Source organism: Alistipes sp. UBA6068 (genome assembly GCF_949428155.1).
GTDB lineage: Bacteria > Bacteroidota > Bacteroidia > Bacteroidales > Rikenellaceae > Alistipes > Alistipes muris.
In genome coordinates, this window is record NZ_CASQFS010000011.1 from 43,412 (window position 1) to 61,259 (window position 17,848).

General features: G+C 62.3%; 19 protein-coding genes. 1 reads left to right on the forward strand and 18 read right to left on the reverse strand.

The genetic code is table 11. From position 1 onward, the window contains the following. Positions 1–199: 199 nt before the first annotated feature. The 3 genes from QVG21_RS07470 to aroQ are packed head-to-tail and all read right to left on the reverse strand — an operon-like array spanning position 200 to position 3,597. On the reverse strand, positions 200–1,690 hold the full coding sequence (locus QVG21_RS07470) for a lipopolysaccharide biosynthesis protein (RefSeq protein ID WP_325362612.1): 1,491 nt from the start codon (positions 1,688–1,690) through the stop codon (positions 200–202). After that, positions 1,671–3,134, reverse strand: a complete 1,464-nt coding sequence (gene pyk / locus QVG21_RS07475) for a pyruvate kinase (RefSeq protein WP_287923660.1) — start codon at positions 3,132–3,134, stop codon at positions 1,671–1,673. The genes QVG21_RS07470 and pyk overlap by 20 nt, the downstream gene beginning before the upstream one ends. 19 nt (positions 3,135–3,153) lie before the next feature. After that, positions 3,154–3,597, reverse strand: coding sequence for a type II 3-dehydroquinate dehydratase (aroQ, locus tag QVG21_RS07480; RefSeq protein WP_287923662.1), 444 nt, complete (start codon positions 3,595–3,597; stop codon positions 3,154–3,156). Between the two features lie 396 nt (positions 3,598–3,993). Between aroQ and thiL the strand changes: the two genes are divergently transcribed. Continuing rightward, complete coding sequence (thiL, locus tag QVG21_RS07485) at positions 3,994–4,932, forward strand: thiamine-phosphate kinase (RefSeq protein WP_287923665.1); 939 nt, start codon at positions 3,994–3,996, stop codon at positions 4,930–4,932. Positions 4,933–4,980: 48 nt separating this feature from the next. Here thiL and QVG21_RS07490 read toward each other — a convergent pair whose 3' ends face one another. The 15 genes from QVG21_RS07490 to QVG21_RS07560 form a co-directional block, all read right to left on the reverse strand. Next, the gene (locus QVG21_RS07490; protein ID WP_251214663.1) at positions 4,981–5,262 is read right to left on the reverse strand and encodes a septum formation initiator family protein; all 282 of its coding nucleotides are present in this window, start codon (positions 5,260–5,262) and stop codon (positions 4,981–4,983) included. Positions 5,263–5,267: 5 nt separating this feature from the next. Further along, a complete protein-coding gene (locus QVG21_RS07495; protein ID WP_287923670.1) occupies positions 5,268–5,903 on the reverse strand; it encodes a 7-carboxy-7-deazaguanine synthase QueE in 636 nt (211 codons plus the stop codon). Further along, on the reverse strand, positions 5,903–6,445 hold the full coding sequence (hpt, locus tag QVG21_RS07500; RefSeq protein ID WP_251214661.1) for a hypoxanthine phosphoribosyltransferase: 543 nt from the start codon (positions 6,443–6,445) through the stop codon (positions 5,903–5,905). The genes QVG21_RS07495 and hpt overlap by 1 nt, the downstream gene beginning before the upstream one ends. Positions 6,446–6,817: 372 nt before the next feature. Continuing rightward, entirely contained in the window at positions 6,818–7,396 is a 579-nt protein-coding gene (rsxA, locus tag QVG21_RS07505) for an electron transport complex subunit RsxA (RefSeq protein ID WP_251214660.1), read from the reverse strand. A gap of 2 nt (positions 7,397–7,398) precedes the next feature. Then, positions 7,399–7,983, reverse strand: coding sequence for an RnfABCDGE type electron transport complex subunit E (locus QVG21_RS07510; RefSeq protein WP_251214659.1), 585 nt, complete (start codon positions 7,981–7,983; stop codon positions 7,399–7,401). Further along, positions 7,976–8,626, reverse strand: a complete 651-nt coding sequence (locus tag QVG21_RS07515; protein WP_287923675.1) for an RnfABCDGE type electron transport complex subunit G — start codon at positions 8,624–8,626, stop codon at positions 7,976–7,978. Before QVG21_RS07515 ends, QVG21_RS07510 begins: the two co-directional genes overlap by 8 nt. 13 nt (positions 8,627–8,639) lie before the next feature. Beyond that, on the reverse strand, positions 8,640–9,599 hold the full coding sequence (locus QVG21_RS07520; protein ID WP_251214657.1) for an RnfABCDGE type electron transport complex subunit D: 960 nt from the start codon (positions 9,597–9,599) through the stop codon (positions 8,640–8,642). A gap of 31 nt (positions 9,600–9,630) precedes the next feature. Further along, the gene (rsxC, locus tag QVG21_RS07525; protein ID WP_287923677.1) at positions 9,631–10,980 is read right to left on the reverse strand and encodes an electron transport complex subunit RsxC; all 1,350 of its coding nucleotides are present in this window, start codon (positions 10,978–10,980) and stop codon (positions 9,631–9,633) included. Positions 10,981–11,172: 192 nt separating this feature from the next. After that, on the reverse strand, positions 11,173–12,069 hold the full coding sequence (locus QVG21_RS07530) for a Fe-S cluster domain-containing protein (protein ID WP_287923680.1): 897 nt from the start codon (positions 12,067–12,069) through the stop codon (positions 11,173–11,175). Then, on the reverse strand, positions 12,069–12,488 hold the full coding sequence (locus tag QVG21_RS07535; protein WP_287923683.1) for a SoxR reducing system RseC family protein: 420 nt from the start codon (positions 12,486–12,488) through the stop codon (positions 12,069–12,071). The genes QVG21_RS07530 and QVG21_RS07535 overlap by 1 nt, the downstream gene beginning before the upstream one ends. A 4-nt stretch (positions 12,489–12,492) precedes the next feature. Continuing rightward, positions 12,493–14,070 carry an NAD+ synthase gene (locus QVG21_RS07540; RefSeq protein ID WP_287923686.1) on the reverse strand — a complete coding sequence of 526 codons (1,578 nt, stop codon included), beginning with the start codon at positions 14,068–14,070 and terminating at the stop codon, positions 12,493–12,495. Between the two features lie 180 nt (positions 14,071–14,250). Beyond that, the gene (locus QVG21_RS07545; protein WP_251214652.1) at positions 14,251–15,012 is read right to left on the reverse strand and encodes a zinc ribbon domain-containing protein; all 762 of its coding nucleotides are present in this window, start codon (positions 15,010–15,012) and stop codon (positions 14,251–14,253) included. 27 nt (positions 15,013–15,039) lie between these two features. Continuing rightward, a complete protein-coding gene (locus QVG21_RS07550) occupies positions 15,040–15,825 on the reverse strand; it encodes a Nif3-like dinuclear metal center hexameric protein (RefSeq protein ID WP_287923689.1) in 786 nt (261 codons plus the stop codon). Between the two features lie 4 nt (positions 15,826–15,829). Then, positions 15,830–16,405, reverse strand: coding sequence for a MerR family transcriptional regulator (locus tag QVG21_RS07555; protein ID WP_287923692.1), 576 nt, complete (start codon positions 16,403–16,405; stop codon positions 15,830–15,832). 65 nt (positions 16,406–16,470) lie between these two features. Further along, positions 16,471–17,847 (reverse strand): methyltransferase RsmF C-terminal domain-like protein, encoded by a 1,377-nt coding sequence (locus QVG21_RS07560; protein ID WP_287923695.1) that lies wholly within the window; start codon positions 17,845–17,847, stop codon positions 16,471–16,473. Position 17,848 lies beyond the last annotated feature (1 nt).

The following is a 17,848-nucleotide window of genomic DNA, read 5'->3' on the forward strand; positions in this document are numbered from 1 at the left end:
CCAAAATACGACCCGGAAGCAACCCGCCGGACGCAATCTGCGAACCCGCCGGACGTCCGGAAAACCGAAGCCGGAAAAACCGCACGGCAAAGGATTTGCGGCGCGCCGCGACAACAAAAACGGACACTCCGGCAACAAAAAAAGAGGCGGAAAATCGCAGGATTTTCCGCCTATCAAGAAACGGCGATTTTTACGCTTACTAAATTTCGTGCGGCGGCGCGGCGAACTGCCTGCGGACGATGTCGCGAAGCTCGCGGAACGCCTCCAAGCGGAAAAGCAGCGAGAGAAGCAGATAGACGACCGCTCCGCAGACGGCCTCCAACAACAGCCGCAGCCACGGGTTGGCGATGGGAGCCCCCGCCACCCCTCGGACGGCCGCATACATGGCCCCGGCGACGCACGCTATCGGAAACAGCGTCCGCACGAAACGCCGCGCCGGCAATGCCGAGACACGCAGGGCGGCCCAGACGTTGACAACCATTTCGCATGCGGCGAAAACGACCAGCCCCCACACAACGGCCTGCACGCTGCGGGGAATCGTGAGGGCGAAGATGGCCGTCAGGACAATCTTCTTGGAGACCTCCAGCCGGACGATAAGGGACCCCCCGCACCGCACTTTCATGACGTTGTAAGCCACCATCGCCACCGGATAGAAAAGCCCGGCCAAGCAAACGGCCTCGAAATAAGGCACCGTAGGCATCCACTTGTCGCCCAACAGCACGGCGAACATGTCGCGCGCCACAGCCGAAAGACCGAGCATGACGGGAAACATGGCATAGGCCACAATCATAGTCACCTGCCGGAAACTTTCGGCGAACTTGCGCCCGTCGCCGGCGATGCGGGAGAACGCCGGATAAGTGACCCCCTGCACGGCGGTCATGGTCGAAGAGACGGGCAGGTCCTTGAGCTTGAGCGCCTGGTCGAAGAAACCGAGGGTCTGGGCCGAATAGAGCCTGCCGATGAAGAGCTGCGGAATCTTGTTATAGACAGCCGAGATGAGGTCGGTGGCCAACAAACTGAAACTGAACGGCGCCATCTCGCGCAAGGCCGCGAAACTCCAACCCGCGCTGCGCCGGGGCCGCCAATCGCTGAGCCACCACAACAGCAAGGCCCGCACGGCCATCTGCAAAACCCGCTGGGCAACCAAGCTCCACACCCCGCATCCGGCCAACGCCAACAGCACGGCCGCAACGCCGCTGACCAATGAAGCAGTGAAAGTGACCTTGGACAAAAGGGCGAATCGGAAACGCCGGGTGAAAATGGTATTTTGGATGACGCACAGCGCATTGACGGGCACCAACAGAAAGAAGACCGGGGCGATCTGCGTGATGACGGGCATGTCGTAATAACGGGCCACCACAGGCGACAAGGCCGTGAGCAACACGTAAAGCACGGCCGAAACCCCGATGTTGAAGAGGAACACCGAACAGTAATCCTCGGCCGAAGGCTCGGCCTTGCGGATGAGGGTCTGCGAAAAACCGCTGTCGACGACGACCACAGCGAAGGCGGCGAAAGCAGTGAGGATGGCTACGACGCCGAAATCGCCGGGCATGAGCAGACGCAACACGACGATCGACACCCCCATTTGCAGGAGCATCGTCCCGACTTTCTCGCCGATGGACCAGGCCACGCCGCGCGCGACGCGCTCTTTCAATTCGCCCGCCACGGCATCAATGGGTCTGGCAGGCACTGTACTCGTTGCGCTCGCGGATACGCTTCACGTCGGCGATCTCGACGTAGGAAGCACCGCCGTCGGGACCGAAACTGCCGCCGACGATGGCCAGCAAATCGCTATCCTCCAGATGCCCCACCACCTCCATGGCATCCGTCAGGAAGTGGTAACGGTCGCACAGCTCCTGCTTGCGCAGGATGGGCACGACGCCGTAGGAAAGGGCCAGAATACGCTGGGCGTGAAGCTGGTAGCAAACGGCGACAACGGTTTTCTGACCGCGGAAAGCCGCCAGGTAACGCCCCGTGCGCCCGGTCTTGGTATCGAGAACGACGTAACGGATGGGCAGGTTGGTGGACGCCCGCACGGCCGACCGGGCGAGCTGGGCCGTAATCTCGTGGTTGACCGAAATCATGTCGAGGTCGACCATGGGCTTGAAATGGCTTTCGTCGCGCTCGATTTCGCGGGCGATGCGGGCCATCGTAGCCACCGCCTCGGCGGGATAATCGCCCATGGCGGTCTCGTCGCTGAGCATCACGGCGTCGACGCGTTCGTAGATGGCGCTGGCCACGTCGCTCACCTCGGCCCTCGTGGGACGCGGATTGCGGACCATGGAATAGAGCATCTGGGTGGCGATGATGACGGGGCGCTTGGCCGAAATACACTTCTCGACGATGCGCCGCTGCGTATTGGGGATGACCTCGGCGGGCAGTTCGACCCCCAGGTCGCCGCGGGCGACCATGATGCCGTAGGAGGCCTCGATGATTTCGTCGATGTTGTCGAGCCCCTCCTGGTTCTCGATTTTGGAGATGATTTTGATGGGGCTGCCATGGGCGTCGAGGATGGCCTGCACGGCCTGCAAGTCGCGCACGGAACGCACGAACGAATGGGCAATGAAATCGACGTCGTGCGAAATGGCCCACTCGATGAAACGGCGGTCCTTGTCGGTGACCGACGGCAGGTCTATCGAGACGCCGGGAACGTTGACGCTCTTGCGCGACCTCAAAGCCCCGTCGCCGACGAACTCGCAGGCGAGCTCCGAATCGGACTTGCCGACGACGCGCAGCTCGACCTCGCCGTCGGCAATAAGCATGCGGGCCCCGACGGGGATGTCGGCGACGATGCCGGGCACGTTCATGTAGACCACCTCGCGGGTGGTGGCGTCGGAACCGTCCGACCCCCGAACGGCGACGCGGTCGCCGGCCTTGAACTCGATGCGCTCGCCGAACTCGGGCGCGAGGGTCGTGACGCGGATTTCGGGTCCCTTGGTATCGATCATGACGGGAATGGCGGGATTGACCCGATGGACCGTCTCGACGATGCGGGAAGCCCCTTCGAGGGTGACATGCGCCGAATTGATGCGCACGACGTCCATCCCGGCGTCGGCCAGCTGACGGACGAACTCCTCGGTACACCGGAAATCCGACATGGTGGCGACGATTTTGGTCTTCTTCAACTTATCCATTTTCTACTTGTTTTGTTTTTTACTGCTGCAAAGCGGATGCCCTTGCCCTTTCGAGCAGCGCCTCGATACCCAGTCTGTAAGAATCGAGCCCGAAACCCATGACCGAACCGACGGCCACGGACGCGAGCAGCGAGACATGGCGGAACTCCTCGCGGGCGAGAATCGACGAAATATGGACCTCGACGACGGGCACCGACACGGCGGCGACGGCATCGCGCAGGGCGACGGAAGTATGCGTATACCCCCCGGCGTTAAACACCACGCCGTCGAAACGCCCCTCGGCCTGCTGCACGGCGTCGATGAGCTCGCCCTCGATATTGGACTGGAAATACTCCAGCCCGACCTGCGGATAACGCTCCTGCAACGCGGCGAAGAAGTCGCCGAACGGCTGCGTACCGTAGACCCCGGTTTCGCGCCGGCCCTGCAAATTGAGGTTGGGCCCGTTGAGAATCAATATTTTCATGGCTCTGCAAACTGCCCGGCACCCCGGGCGAATCCGGGCACAAAGATAACGCAAGCGAACCACAAAACAATGAATAATCAATAGTTAATAATTAACGGTTAATGATTTTTGCCGTGTCGGGCCGATCATTCATTAACTATACATTCTCTCCTCCCGCGGGCCCGGCCGGGGCGGTCGCGCGTAAGCGCGAGCCGGGCTCCGCGTAAAATTTGTCATTCTGAACGTATGCGAGGACCCGACGCTCGCAGCATGAGCCGAGACCGCTGGCGGGCTATGCCATGCAAGGAGGAGGAAAACAAGCGCAGCGAAACATCCGAAAAAAGACCATTTGCTCTTTCAGAACGCCAGTATAATTTTTAATTCTTAATTTTTCATTTTTAATTACCTTTGCAGGGTATGACCGAATTCGGATTCATAGAGAGCCTCCGCACGCTGTGCGCCGACCTGCCGCCGGGCGGCTTCGAGGGCATCGGCGACGACTGCGCCGTCCTGCCGCTGGACGACGGGCAGGCGCTGGTGTTCACGGCCGACCTGCTGACGGAAGGGGTGCACTTCCTGCGCGAAGCGACGACGCCCGAGGAGCTGGGCGCCAAAGCGCTGGCGGTCAATCTGAGCGACGTGGCGGCCATGGGCGCCCGCCCCGTGGCCACCCTGCTGTCGCTGGCCCTGCCGCCGGACGCGACGGACGAATGGGCGGCCCGCTTCATGCAGGGCTACCACGCGCTGTCGGCCCGCTACGGAACGGCGCTCGTGGGCGGCGACACGACCCGCTCCGAACACGGCATCACCCTCAATGTGACGGCCATCGGACGGGCGGACGAAAAGCATCTGAAACGCCGCAGCGCCGCGCGCGAGGGCGACATACTGCTGGTGACAGGTCCCTTGGGAGCGTCGGGCGCGGGCCTGCGCGACATTCTGGCAGGCAGGTACGACACCCCGCTGGCGGCGCTGCACCGCAGCCCGCTGCCGCAGGTCGCCGAGGGGCAATGGCTCGGAACGCGCCGGGAAGTACACGCGATGATGGACCTCTCGGACGGGCTGGCGTCGGACGTGCGCCACATCATGGAACAATCGGGCACGGGCGCGGCTATCGAGCTGACGCAGATACCCGTGGCCGAGGGCAGCGACCTGCGCACGGCCGCCTGCGGGGGCGAAGACTATCAGCTGCTGCTGACGGCGGCGCCCGAAGCGGCAGAGAAGCTGACGGCCGATTTCGCACAGCGGTTCGGCGCGCCGCTCTACCCCGTCGGCCGCATCGAACCGGGCGACGGACTGCGCTGGCTGCGCGACGGCGCCGAAACCGAACTCGACTGGCGGGGATTCACCCACTACTAAGAAAAACGCCCGCCGGAACCGACGGGCCAACAATCCGAGCAGATACCCCTAACGGGATTCTTCGACGATGTAGACATGGTCGTCGTGCCGCCGCATCCGGTAATGCTCGCGGGCGTACTGCTCCAGATATTCGTCGTAGCGAAGCTGCCGGAGCAAAAGGCTGTCGGCGGTAATCTTGGTCTGAAAAACCGCCTTCTGCCGGTTCAGCTCGTTGATTTGCCGCTGAATCTTGATGGCGTGGACGACGTTCCGCCCCACAACGAAGAGGGTGAAAGCCATGATCAGCACCGTAGCGCCGATCCAGAATCTTTTGACAAGCCGGGCATCCATGGACATCAGGGAATCTGCATGTATTTGTGGGTCTGGACGGAGACGTTCCACCGCGGATGCGCCTTGACGTACTCCACAATGGCGGGCATGACCTTTTCGGCGGCGCTCCATTCGGGCTGAAGATAGAGCAGGCACCCCTCGCCGACGCGCGCGGCGTTTTGCTCGGCCCACGCGAAATCCTCCTCGCAGCCGACAACGACCTTCAATTCGTCGGCCCGTGCGAAAGCCTCGTCCAGCGGCGGCCGGCGGCGCTTGGGCGAAAGACACACCCAGTCGAAACGCCCGCTGAAAGGATGCGAGCCCGAAGTTTCGAGGTGAATCCGCACCCCCTGCCCGGCCAGCGCGCGGGTCAGCGGCTCCAGCGGATAAATCAGCGGCTCGCCGCCCGTAACCACGACGGTCTGCGCCCCGCAGGCGGCCACGCGCCCGACGACCTCCCCGACCCCGACGGGCGGAAAGAGCGCCGGATTCCAGGCATACTTGGCGTCGCACCACTCGCACCCGACGTCGCACCCGCCCAGGCGGACGAAATAAGCCGCCCGCCCTGCATGGCGCCCCTCGCCCTGCACGGTATAGAAATCCTCGGCGACGGGCAGCGAACGCCCGCCGTCGAGCACGCCGCTATCGGGAAACGCCGCCATTACTCGGTAACTACGTAAATATCCTTGAGACTGCGCCCCAGCTGGTCGTAGTCGAGCCCGTAGCCGACGATGAACTCGTTGCCGATCTCCATGGCGCGGTACTCGATGGGCCGCTGCTTGCGGTAGGACCCGGGCTTGAAAAAGAGCGTACAGACGGCGATGCTCGCGGGCTTGCGGGCTTCGAGGTCGCGAATCATGTGGTCGATGGATTCGCCCGTGTCGACGATATCTTCGACGATGATGACGTGGCGCCCCTCGATGGAATTGTTGAGCCCCAACAGGCTCTTGACCTCCCCGGTCGAGGAAGTGCCCTCGTAGGACGAGAGCTTGACGAACGAAAGCTCGTTGTTGAACTCGATTTTCTTGATAAGGTCGCTCATGAACATGAACGACCCGTTCAGCACACCGACGAACAGCGGGGTCTGCTTGTCGGCATAATCGCGGTTGATGCGCTGGGCGACCTCGCTCACGGCCCGGTCGATCTGCTCGGCGGGAATCATGATGCGGAATTTCTTGTCGTGAAGCTGTATGATCTCCTTCATGGGGTCAGAATTTGTTTTTGCAAAAGTAACGAATTGCACGCAAGAAATAAGCGTTTCGGCAGAAAAATTATTGCGGGAGGGCGCAATTTCCTGCCCCGCACGGAAATCCTCCGCTGCACCCGCAATTCACCTTTAAGCCCCCTACCGGGGCTTGACTTGCCTGCGGCTTGGATGGGCGGCACCTCGGCATAGCTCAAGCAATGCTTGGCTCTGCACTCGGTTTGCACCATCATCTGCTCCCGCTTGGCATAATCCGCCTGCGGTGGCTTCTGCCCTCGCCTACTCGCAAAGTTCACCTTTCTAAAAAAGTTCGTCCCGGGGAAACACACTCCCCCGGGACGAAAACGAACGGTTCGCAGGAACTGCCCGGCACTACACGAGCCCGGAGAAACCCATGAACGCCATGGCGAGGATACCGGCGGTAATCAACGCGACGGGAATCCCCTTGAAAGCCTTGGGCACGTCCTCGAAATCCAACCGCTCGCGGATACCGGCGAAGAGCACCAGCGCGAGGGCGAAGCCGAGGGCCGTAGCGACCGAGTAAGTGACGCTCTGCAAGAGGTCGAACTCCTTCTGAATCATAAGGATGGCCACACCCAGCACGGCGCAGTTGGTCGTGATAAGCGGCAGGAAGATGCCGAGCGCTTGGTAGAGCGACGGCGAGAGCTTCTTGAGGATGATTTCGACCATCTGCACCAACGCCGCGATGACGAGGATGAAGACGATGGTCTGCATGTAGACGATGCCGAGCGGCACGAGCACATAGGTCTGAATCAGCCACGCGACGACGGCGGCGATGGCCATGACGAAAGTTACGGCCGCCCCCATGCCCAGCGAAGTCTCGACCTTCGACGACACGCCCAGGAACGGGCAGATGCCGAGGAACTGCGCCAGCACGACGTTGTTGACGAAGATGGCGCCGATGATGATTGCGAAATAGGAAAGCTCCATAACTATCTTTTGGCTAATTTATTGAACAGAACCATGAGGTAGCCCAGCACGAGGAAGGCACCCGGCGCGAGGACGAAAATCAGGGGCGTGAAATCGGAAATGCCAAGGCTGAGCCCGAAGAACGAGCCGCTGCCCAGGATTTCGCGCACGGCGCCGATGACCGTCAGCGACAAGGTGAAGCCCAACCCGATGCCGATGCCGTCGAGCACCGAATCGAACGCCGAATTCTTCGATGCGAACGCCTCGGCGCGGCCGAGGATGATGCAGTTGACGACAATCAGCGGGATGAAGACGCCCAGCGACGCGTAGAGCGCCGGCACGAACGCCTGCATCAACATCTGGATGATGGTCACGAACGACGCGATGATGACGATGAACGCCGGGATGCGCACCTTGTCGGGGATGATGTTCTTGACGAGCGAAATCACCAGATTGGACATAATCAGCACGGCCATCGTGGCCAGACCCATGCCCATGCCGTTTTCGGCCGAAGTGGTGGTGCCCAGCGTGGGGCACATGCCGAGCACCAGCACGAACGTGGGGTTGTTCTTGACGATGCCGCTCAAAATAATCTTCAACTTATTCATTCTGACCTCCTTCCTGAGCCTGGGGCTCGCTGGTTCGGGTGGCGCCGGACACCGTGTCGGCAGGCATTTCGCCCGTCGAAACGCTCTTGAAAGCCATCCAGGCGCGGTTGATCGCGTCGACGTAGGCGCGCGACGAAATGGTGGCGGCGGTCAGCGCATCGACGTCGCCGCCGTCCTTGGTGACGGCCAGCTTGCCGCCGACGAGCTTCTTCTGCTCCAGCTGCTGACCCTTGATGCTGTTGATAAGGGGGTTGCCCTCGTCGGCCATCTTGGTGCCGAGACCCGGGGTCTCGGTCTGCTTGAGAACGTTGACGTTGATGACCTCGCCTGCGGGCGTGAAGCCGACCATCAGGCTGACGGGACCGCCGAAGCCCTGCTTGGAGATGGCTTCGACCGCATAGCCGACCGTCATACCGTCGAGCGATGCAGTGTGGACCGTGACAATCATGTCGTCGATAGTCAGCTCGTCGCTGAGCGTCTCGTCGAACGCGGGAAGCACCCCGTTGAGCGCTTCGGTCTTGGCGGCCAGCTCGGCCTGCGCGATGGGCTCCAGCGTAATCATGTTGACGACGCCGACACCCGCCGAAGCGATAAGCGTAATGCCGAACAGAACGGCCGTCATGTTGAGAAGTGTGCTTTTCATCTTGCCGTTCCTCCTATTTGACGCCGAAGCGTTTGGGTTTGACATACTTGTTGATAAGGGGCACCGTCGAGTTCATGATAAGGATAGCGAACGACATACCCTCGGGGTAAGCGCCCCACAGACGGATGCACATGGTGATGGCACCGATGCCGACAGCGAAAATCACGCCGCCGCGCACGGTCATGGGCGAAGTGGAATAGTCCGTAGCCATGAAGATGGCACCGAGCATCGCACCGCCCGCCAGCACGTGGAACAAGGGGAACTGCCACAAGGCGGCCTCCTCGGCCCCGCGGCTCAGCGCCACGACGAAAGCGAACGCAGCCATCGTAACGAGCACCGTCACGGGGATGTGCCACGTAATGACGCGGCGCCACAAGAGGTACACGAAGCCTGCGAACAGCGCCAGCGCGGCGACCTCGCCCAGCGAACCGGGCATGTTGCCGAGCAGGAGGTCCTGCACGCCGAGAATGTCGGCGGCGGCCCCGTGCTTGACGGCGGCCAGCGGCGTAGCGCCCGACAAGGCGTCGAGCCCCTCGATTTCGGGGAACGCGGTCATCTGCACGGGATAGGCGATCAGCAGGAAGACACGCCCGACCAATGCGGGGTTGAACGGATTCTTGCCCAGGCCGCCGAAAGTCATCTTGGCGATGGCGATGGCGACGAAGGCACCCATGACGACGATCCACCAGGGAATCGACGCGGGGAGGTTGAAAGCCAGCAGGACGCCCGTGACCACGGCCGACCAATTGCCGACGGTGGGCTTGCCACCGACCAGAAAACGCTGGATAAGGTACTCGAACCCTACGCACGAAAGCACCGAAAGGGCCGTGACGCAGAGCACGCTCCACCCGAAGACGACCGTCGAGACGATCAGCGCCGGCACGAGCGCGATGACGACGTCGCGCATGATCCGGCCCGTGGACTGCATGGTCTGCACGTGCGGAGCGGGAGCGACGATAAGTTTGTTAGCCATTGTATTTGTGTTTTTCAGACTGCGGGGTTAACTACTTTTTAGGTGCTGCCGCGGCGGCGCGCTGGCGGATGATGCCCATGACGCTCTGTTTGCCCAGGCGTATCCAGTCCAGCAGGGGCAGGTACGACGGACAGGTCGACTGGCAGCAGCCGCACTCGATGCACGAAGTGATCATCTGCGCTTCCAGCTCGTCCCAGTTCTTCTTCTGGGTCATTTTGGAGAGGTAGTAGGGCTCCAGACCCATCGGGCAGGCAGCCACACACTTGGCGCACTTGATGCACTGCGAGGCCTCGCGGCGCACGGCATCGCGGCCGCTCAGAACGGTGATGCCCGAGCAGCCTTTCGTGACGGGCGACGCAAGGTTGACCATCGCACGGCCCATCATGGGACCGCCGTTGATGACCTTGCCTGCGTCGGTGGGCAGACCGCCTGCGGCGTCGATAAGCGACTGAATGGGAGTACCCATGCGCGTCAAGAGGTTCTTGGGCTCCTTGACGCTCTTGCCGGTAATAGTAACGACGCGTTCGATGAGCGGCTTGTTCTTCTGCACAGCGTAGTAAACGGCCAGCGTGGTCGACGCGTTGCAGACCACAGCCCCCACGTCGATGGGCAGTGCGGGCGGCGGCGGAACCTGACGGCCCGTCACGGCGGCAATCAACTGCTTCTCACCGCCCTGCGGATAACGCACCTTGAGGGGCACGACCTCGACGCCGTGGTACTCCTTGACGAGTTTGGAGAGATGGGCGATGGCGTCGGGCTTGTTGTTCTCGATGCCGATGAAAGCGCGGTCTACGCCGATGGCCTTCATCAGAATCGAAACGCCGACAAGCAGCTCCTCGCCGTGCTCCAACATGGTACGGTGGTCGGAGGTGAGGTAAGGCTCGCACTCCACGCCGTTGATAATCAGCGCGTCGGCTTTCTTGCCCGGAGGCACGGAGAGCTTGACGTGCGTGGGGAACGTGGCGCCGCCCATGCCGACGATGCCGGCGTCCTTGATTTTGGCGATTATCTGCTCGGCCGACAGGCTGCACTCCTTGACGAGCGTCTCCGAACGGTCGATGCCCTCGGCCCACTCGTCGCCCTCGCGCTTGATGGTAATCATCATCTGACGCAGACCCTGCCCGTTGGGCTGCATGTCCACAGCCGCGACGGTGCCCGAGACGGGCGAATGGATGTTGGCCGACATGAAACTGCCCGCCTCGGCGATAAGCTGCCCGGTGAGAACCTTGTCGCCCTTGGCGACCTTGGCCACGGCGGGCGCGCCGATATGCTGGGCCAGCGGAATCATCACCGTCTCGGGCAACGGAAGCACCTCGACGGGCTTGCCGCAGCTCAGCTTGTTTTCCGACGGATGAACTCCGCCCATTGGAAATGTTTTCATAGGTATGTATCCTTTCTTTGTACCGAGGGTCCGTTTCCGGTCCGAATCGCAGGTTCGAGCGCTGTTGCTCGCGGCCGCGGGCCGCGTATTCAGGTCCGACCCTCCCCTAAATCCCCTCCTCGGAGGGGACTTGGTGCCGCTAACGCGGCAAAACCGACACTATCGATCCTCGGTACATGATTGAACGATTTCTTATTCAGCCTTGACAGCCTTTCCGGCAGCGGGCGCAGCAGGAGCGGCTTTTTCGGCGGGAGCCTTGGGCTCCTTGGGCAGGGGCTCCATGTTGACCAGTTTGATGGCACCCGTGGGGCACTCGTTGACGCACTTGCGGCAGAGCTTGCACTTCTGCGGGTCGATGTAGGCGAGGTTGTTCTCGACGGTGATGGCACCGAACTGGCAGACTTTCTCGCACTTGCCGCAGCCGATGCAGCCGGCCTTGCAGGCTTTCATGACGACAGCGCCCTTGTCCTTGGATACGCACGACACGTAGACGGCGCGGTCCTTGGGCCACTTCTTGCGCAGCTCGATGATGGCCTTGGGGCACGCCTTCACGCAGGCACCGCAGGCAGTGCACTTCTCGGGGTCGACCTCGGGAAGCCCGGTCGCAGGATTGATATGAATGGCATCGAACGCACAGACCGTCACGCAGTCGCCGAAGCCCAGACAGCCGAACGAACAGCCCGTCTCGCCGACATAGAGCGACGAAGCGACGGCGCACGAACGGGCCCCGTTGTACTCGTTGGTCCGGGGACGCTTCTCGCACGTGCCGCCGCAGCGGACCGTAGCGGTCTGCGGCTCCTTCTCGGCCGCCGCCTTACCCAGGTAGGCCGCGATGGACTTCATGCAGTCGCCGCCGCCCACCGGACAGAAGAGCGCCGAAATATCGTCGTTCTTGACCAACGCATCGGCCATGCCGCGGCAGCCGGCGAAGCCGCAGCCGCCGCAGTTGGCACCGGGCAGCATCTTCTCCACCTGGTCGATGCGCGGGTCCTCCTCGACGCGGAACTTCTGCGCGACGAAGTAGAGGATCACGGCGGAAAGTACTCCCAGGACACAGAGCGTCAGGATGGTGTAAAGTAATACTTCCATTAGTTTTTAGTTATTGTAAATTGAATTGTGTGTTCGATACGACGGCGGAAAAGCCACAATACCATATAATATAGGAGCACGGCCCCGAGCGATGCCAGCGCGCCGCGGCCCTCGCTCCACCCTGCCGCGCCGACCGTAAGGCCCAGCACGGCCAGCAAAACGACGAGCGCCCCGCCATAGGCAAGAGCGACCGACAAAATCCCGATGCGGCGCCGGACCCCCACGGTCACGGCATCGCCCGGAGCGAACGCCCCGGCCTCGGAAGCGGCCACCTCGACGATTTTTTCCTGCGTCTCGGCCAGCCCGCAGGCCTGCCGCGCGCTGCACGCCCCGCAGGCGCTGTGCGAAGTAATCCGCACGAAGACTTTTCCGGCTTCCGTGCGTTCGACGGTCCCGCTATGTTCTATCAGTTCCGCCACGGTCTCAGTCCCCGTATTTGTTGGTCAGCGGCATCAACCGCTCGTGGCCGAACGAACACATCGACAGCCGCAGCACGGGCGGGAACTGGTAGCGTTTCTTCTCGTTGCGCATGATCATGGCGTGGATTTTCTCGACGACCTCGGAATCGAATCCGGCGTTGATGATCTCCTCGCGGTGCTGTCCCTCCTCGATCATGCGGAACAGAATGGCGTCGACCACCTCGTAGGGCGGCAAAATATCGGAATCCTTCTGCCCGGGATGCAGCTCGGACGACGGTTCCTTTTTAAGGATGTTTTCGGGAATAGGCTCGCCCTGCGTGCGGTTGATATAGCGGGCCATGTCGTAGATTTCCCCTTTGTAGAGGTCGCCCGTGGGGCTGAAAGCGCCCGCCGTATCGCCGTAGAGGGTACAGAAACCCAATGCGTTCTCGCTCTTGTTGGACGAATTGAGCAGGATATAGTCGTTCTTGTTCTGCACGGCCATCAAGAGGATGGTGCGGATGCGGGTCTGTATATTCTCCTCCGTAGCGTCGAACTCGGTGCCGCCGATGACGGGCTTGAGCGTGTCGATGACGCTTGTATAGATTTCGGAAATGGGGATGACGTTGTACTCGATGCCCAGCCGCACGGCCAGTTCCTTGGCATCCTCGACCGAATCCTCGGACGAGAAAGGCGAGGGCATCAACAAGGCCCGGACATTCTCCCGGCCGAGCGCATCGGCGGCCAGACACACCACCACGGCGGAGTCGATACCGCCCGAAAGGCCGATGCAGGCTTTCTTGTAACCGTTCTTGAGGAAGAAATCGCGCAGGCCGCACCGCGCAGCCTCGTAGACCATCCGCGTGCGGTCGCCGGACGAAGGGATAGTGACCGGCTCGCCCTTGGAACGGGTATCGAAGACCCGGAAATCCTCCTCGAAACTTTTCATCATCAGCACGAGCTCGCCGCGGCTGTTGAACGCTCCGGACGTACCGTCGTAGACGATGTCGGTAGCACCCCCGACCTGGTTGACCAGCACGAGGTTCTTGCCCTCGACGAACGAGAGGTTGCGCATCATCTCGTAACGCCGGGTCATGGTTCCCTTGCCGTACTTGCGGGCGTTGATGGAGATAATCGTATCGACCGAACGGTCGAAATCGTGCTCGCGGCTCAGGTCGTCGCCGACGATGACGGCGCACTTGCGGCCCTTGACCGTGACATACTCGAACCCTTTGGACGGAACGAGAAAACCCATCTCGCGACGGGCCGTGATGTATTTCTTGCCGACGTACCGCAGCACCTTGCGGTCCTGGATGAGCGCCGCGGCGCTGACCGTGCCGTCGGCCGTGAGGAGCGGAAGCCCCACGATGGCGGCGATGCCGTCGCAGCACGACGCGATTTCTACCAGCGCCTCCTCGCACAACTCCAGGAAAGTGGTCTTACGCAGCAGGTCGAAACCCGGCGTTCCGCTCAGCGCCTGCTCGGCGAAAATCACCAGGTCCGCATTCCTGGCTTTCGCCTTGTGGATCGCGCCGATGATTTTCGACGCATTGCCGTCCACATCGCCGACGGTATAATTCAACTGGGCTATAGCGATTTTCATCTATGGCAATTTAAGTCCGGAATTACAACTTCGCAAAGTTAAGGATTATTTGTAAAAGTCGGAAAAATTTTCCATGTTAATAAATTAACATGACTGCGAGGGCCGGGCCGTGGCAACAATGAAACGCAAGACAGCCGGAACCCGCTGGGGCTCCGGCTGTCGGAACGCAATGCAGCTGCGCTACTCCTTCGCCGGCTCGGGGTCGGCGACGAGGATACGGCCGCAGTATTCGCAGATGATGATTTTCTTGCCCTGGCGGATGTCGGCCTGGCGCTGGGGCGGGATTCGGTTGAAGCAGCCGCCGCAGGCATCGCGCTTGACCGTCACGACAGCCAGCCCGTTGTGGACGTTGCGGCGGATACGCTCGTAGGCGACCAGCAGACGCTCGTCGATTTTGGCCCGGATTTTCTCGGCCTGCGCCCCGAACTCGGCGACCTGCGGCGCGGTCTCGGCCTCGATACCCTCCAGCTCGCTCTTCTTGGCTTCCAGGTCGGCGGCCCGCTCGCTGCTGAGCGCCTCGGCCTCCTCCAGGAGCACCTTCTTGCTCTTGATGCCGGCGGCATACTCCTTGAGCCGCTTGTCGGCCAGTTCGATTTCCAGCTCCTGGTATTCGATTTCCTTGGTGATGGCGTCGAACTCGCGGTTGTTGCGCACGTTGTTCTGCTGCTCCTTGTAGTTGGCAATCATGATTTTGGCCTGGTCGGTCTCGCGCTTGCGCTGCTTGATCAGGGCGTTGAGCTCCTCGATTTCGGCGTTGATCTTGTCGACGCGGGTCCGCATGCCCGCCATCTCGTCCTCGAGGTCCTGCACCTCCAACGGCAGATCGCCCTTGACCTTGTTGATCTCGTCGATCCTGCTGTCGATACGCTGCAGTTCGTAGAGCGCCAGGATCTTCTCCTGCATCGAGTAATCGGCCTCGGCGGTCTTCTTCTGTGTAGCCATATGATGTCGTAATGATTTTGAACCTAATTAAACCCAATAGTTCACCGGATTGCGCGTGCACGCGCTCCTGCGGAGCGCAAAGGTAAGCAAATTTTTCGATAAAATGTCAAACAGCAGCCGAATTGCGCAATATTCGCTCTCGAAGTGTCCCACGTCGGCCACCGTGAGGGCCGAATCGGGGGTCATGAAGTCGTTGTACTTGAGGTCGGCCGTGACGTAGAAATCGGCCCCGGCGGCCCGGGCGGCACCGATGAGCGAAGCCCCGGCCCCGGTGCAGACGGCTACACGGCGCACCTCGTCGCGGACGATGTCGCTGTGGCGGATGGCCCTGACGGCCAGTTCTTTCTGAAGCAGCCGCATGAAACCGGCCGCAGCCATCGGCTCCGGCAGCTCGCCGACGACCCCGAACCCCACCTTGGCGTCGGCGTCGGAAGGCTCCAGCACCCGCAGGTTCTCAACGCCCAACTGCCCGGCCAGGTACCAGCTCATGCCGCCGGGCGCGCTGTCGAGGTTGGTGTGGCAGGCATAAAGCGCAATGCCGCGGCGGATGGCCCGCTCGACGCAGCGCTGCACCATGTCGGCCGAGTTGAAACGTTTCAGCGCATGGAAGACAATCGGATGATGGGTAATAACGAGGTCGCAGCCCTCGCGCTCGGCTTCGTCCAGCACCTCGTCGGTGACATCGACGGCCAGCAGCGCAGCATGCACCTCGTCGTCGGGACGCCCGACGATGAGCCCGGCATTGTCGTAGGGGGCCTGCCATGCGAGCGGCGCAAACCGCTCGATGACGTCGGTTATTTGCTTGATTTTCATCGGTTCAGAATAACGACTGTTCGTAAAAGGCGAAAAGTTCCTTGTTCTCGCCCTCCTCCGGCTTGCGGCGGGGACGGCGCGCGGCGCGCGGCTTCTTCTCCGCAGGGGCATCGGCCGACACGGCGGGCTCCCCGGCGGGCGTTTCGGGCTCGATTTTCACGACGGGCTTACGGCGCGGCGCAACGTCCTGCGCGGCAGGTGCTTCGGCCGCAGGCTCCTCGTCGGCGACCACCCCCTCGCCGCCCGTCTTGAGGTCCTCGCGCACCTCGACCAGCAGCGCCCGGATATGGCGCAGGCGGGTCATCAGCTCGGCCTCGCGCTTGATAGGGTCGTCGGCCCCTCCGGCGGCGCGGCGCTTCATGGCTTTCTTGGCCCCGTCGAGCGTCATGCCGCGCTCCTTGACCAGGTGGTAGATGACCTTGAGGTTCTCCACGTCCTGCGGAGAAAAAAGGCGGTTGCCCTTCTTGTTGCGCTTGGGCTTCAGCACGCTGAACTGCGATTCCCAATGGCGGATGAGCGACGTCTTGACGTCGAACATCTCGGCCAGCTCGCCCATCGAATAAAAAAGTTTTTCGGCCACGGCTTCGTCCGATTGAATTGATATGAAAGATTCTTCGTCGCTCTGCTCCTCAGAATGACGGTTCGCTATTGTTTGAGTATCCTCAACGAATTGGGATACAGATTGTTCACCCTGCCTCCTATGCGCTTGGCGAAGCCCAGGGCCCGCCCCTCGGCACACACCAGATTCATCCCCTCGGCCAACGCGTCGGGCCGCACCTCCGCCCGCCGCAGATAGCTTAGCGTCTCGTCGGGGCCGAACTCCGCCACAGGCACCGCCGCGCGGTCGAGACCCACGAAAAAGGCCAGCGCCGGGTCGGGCTTGAGCCGCCCTTTGAACAGCTGCCCCATCGCCACGCCCGAGCAGATGACGGGCAGCGCTTCGGAGAGGGTCCGCACGGCCTCGGCCTGCGCGGCAGGCCAGCCGTAGAACGTATCGCCCACCGTCACGAAACGCATGGCGGCAGGCTCCCGCACCCAACGGCCCAATTCGGCCACGGCCCCTTTGTCGGCCTGCCCGAAAAGCGTTCGGCGCCCCTTAGGGCTCCGCATCCGGCCACCAAGGTCCGGCGACTTGCAGGCCACGGCGGCGAAAAAGCCCTCGCCGCAGGCCCTGTGCGGGAAAAACCGATAGGTCCGGAACGCCCCGACCTGCCCGCAGACGATGCCCCACTCCGCCCCGGCTTCGGGCACGGCAGCTTCGGCCACCTCGTCGCCCGCCCATGCGAGCATCCGTTCGAGCGTTCCCTCGTCCTCGTCGCGGTTGAAGGTGCAGGTGCTGTAAATCAACCTCCCGCCGGGTTTCAGTGCGCGCCACGCTTCGCGCAGAATCGCATCCTGCCGCGCGGCGCACAACCGCACATTGCCCTCGCTCCACTCGCCGCGCGAAGCGGGGTCCTTGCGGAACATCCCCTCGCCCGAACACGGAGCGTCGACGGCCACCGCGTCGAACCAGTTCTCGAACCCGCCCAACGCCTTGGGCTCGCAGGCCGTGACCGCCACGTTGCCCGTGCCCCACTTGCGCACGTTGTCGGCGAGGACCGAAGCACGGCGGCGGTCTATCTCGTTGGCGACGACCAGCCCCTCGGGTCCCACGAGCGAAGCGTACAAAGTCGTCTTGCCGCCGGGAGCCGCACAAAGATCGAGCACCCGCCGCCCGGCGACGTCGCCGACCAACCGCCCGACGAACTGCGAAGCAGCCTCCTGCACGTAATAAGCCCCGGCATGGAACGCAGGGTCGAACGTGAACTGCGGCCGCTCGGTCAGGTAGTGCCCATCGGCACACCAGGGCACCTGTCCGCAGGCTCCGAGACGCCGCAGCAAAGCCCCGGCATCGCCGCACTTGGCGGGATGAAGCCGGACGCTCACGGGCGGCACGCCGTCGAGCGCCGCACAAAGCGCGGCCCCCTCTTCGGGGCCGAGGTCGCGGACGACGCGCCCGGCGAAAGCGACGGGAAGCTCCATG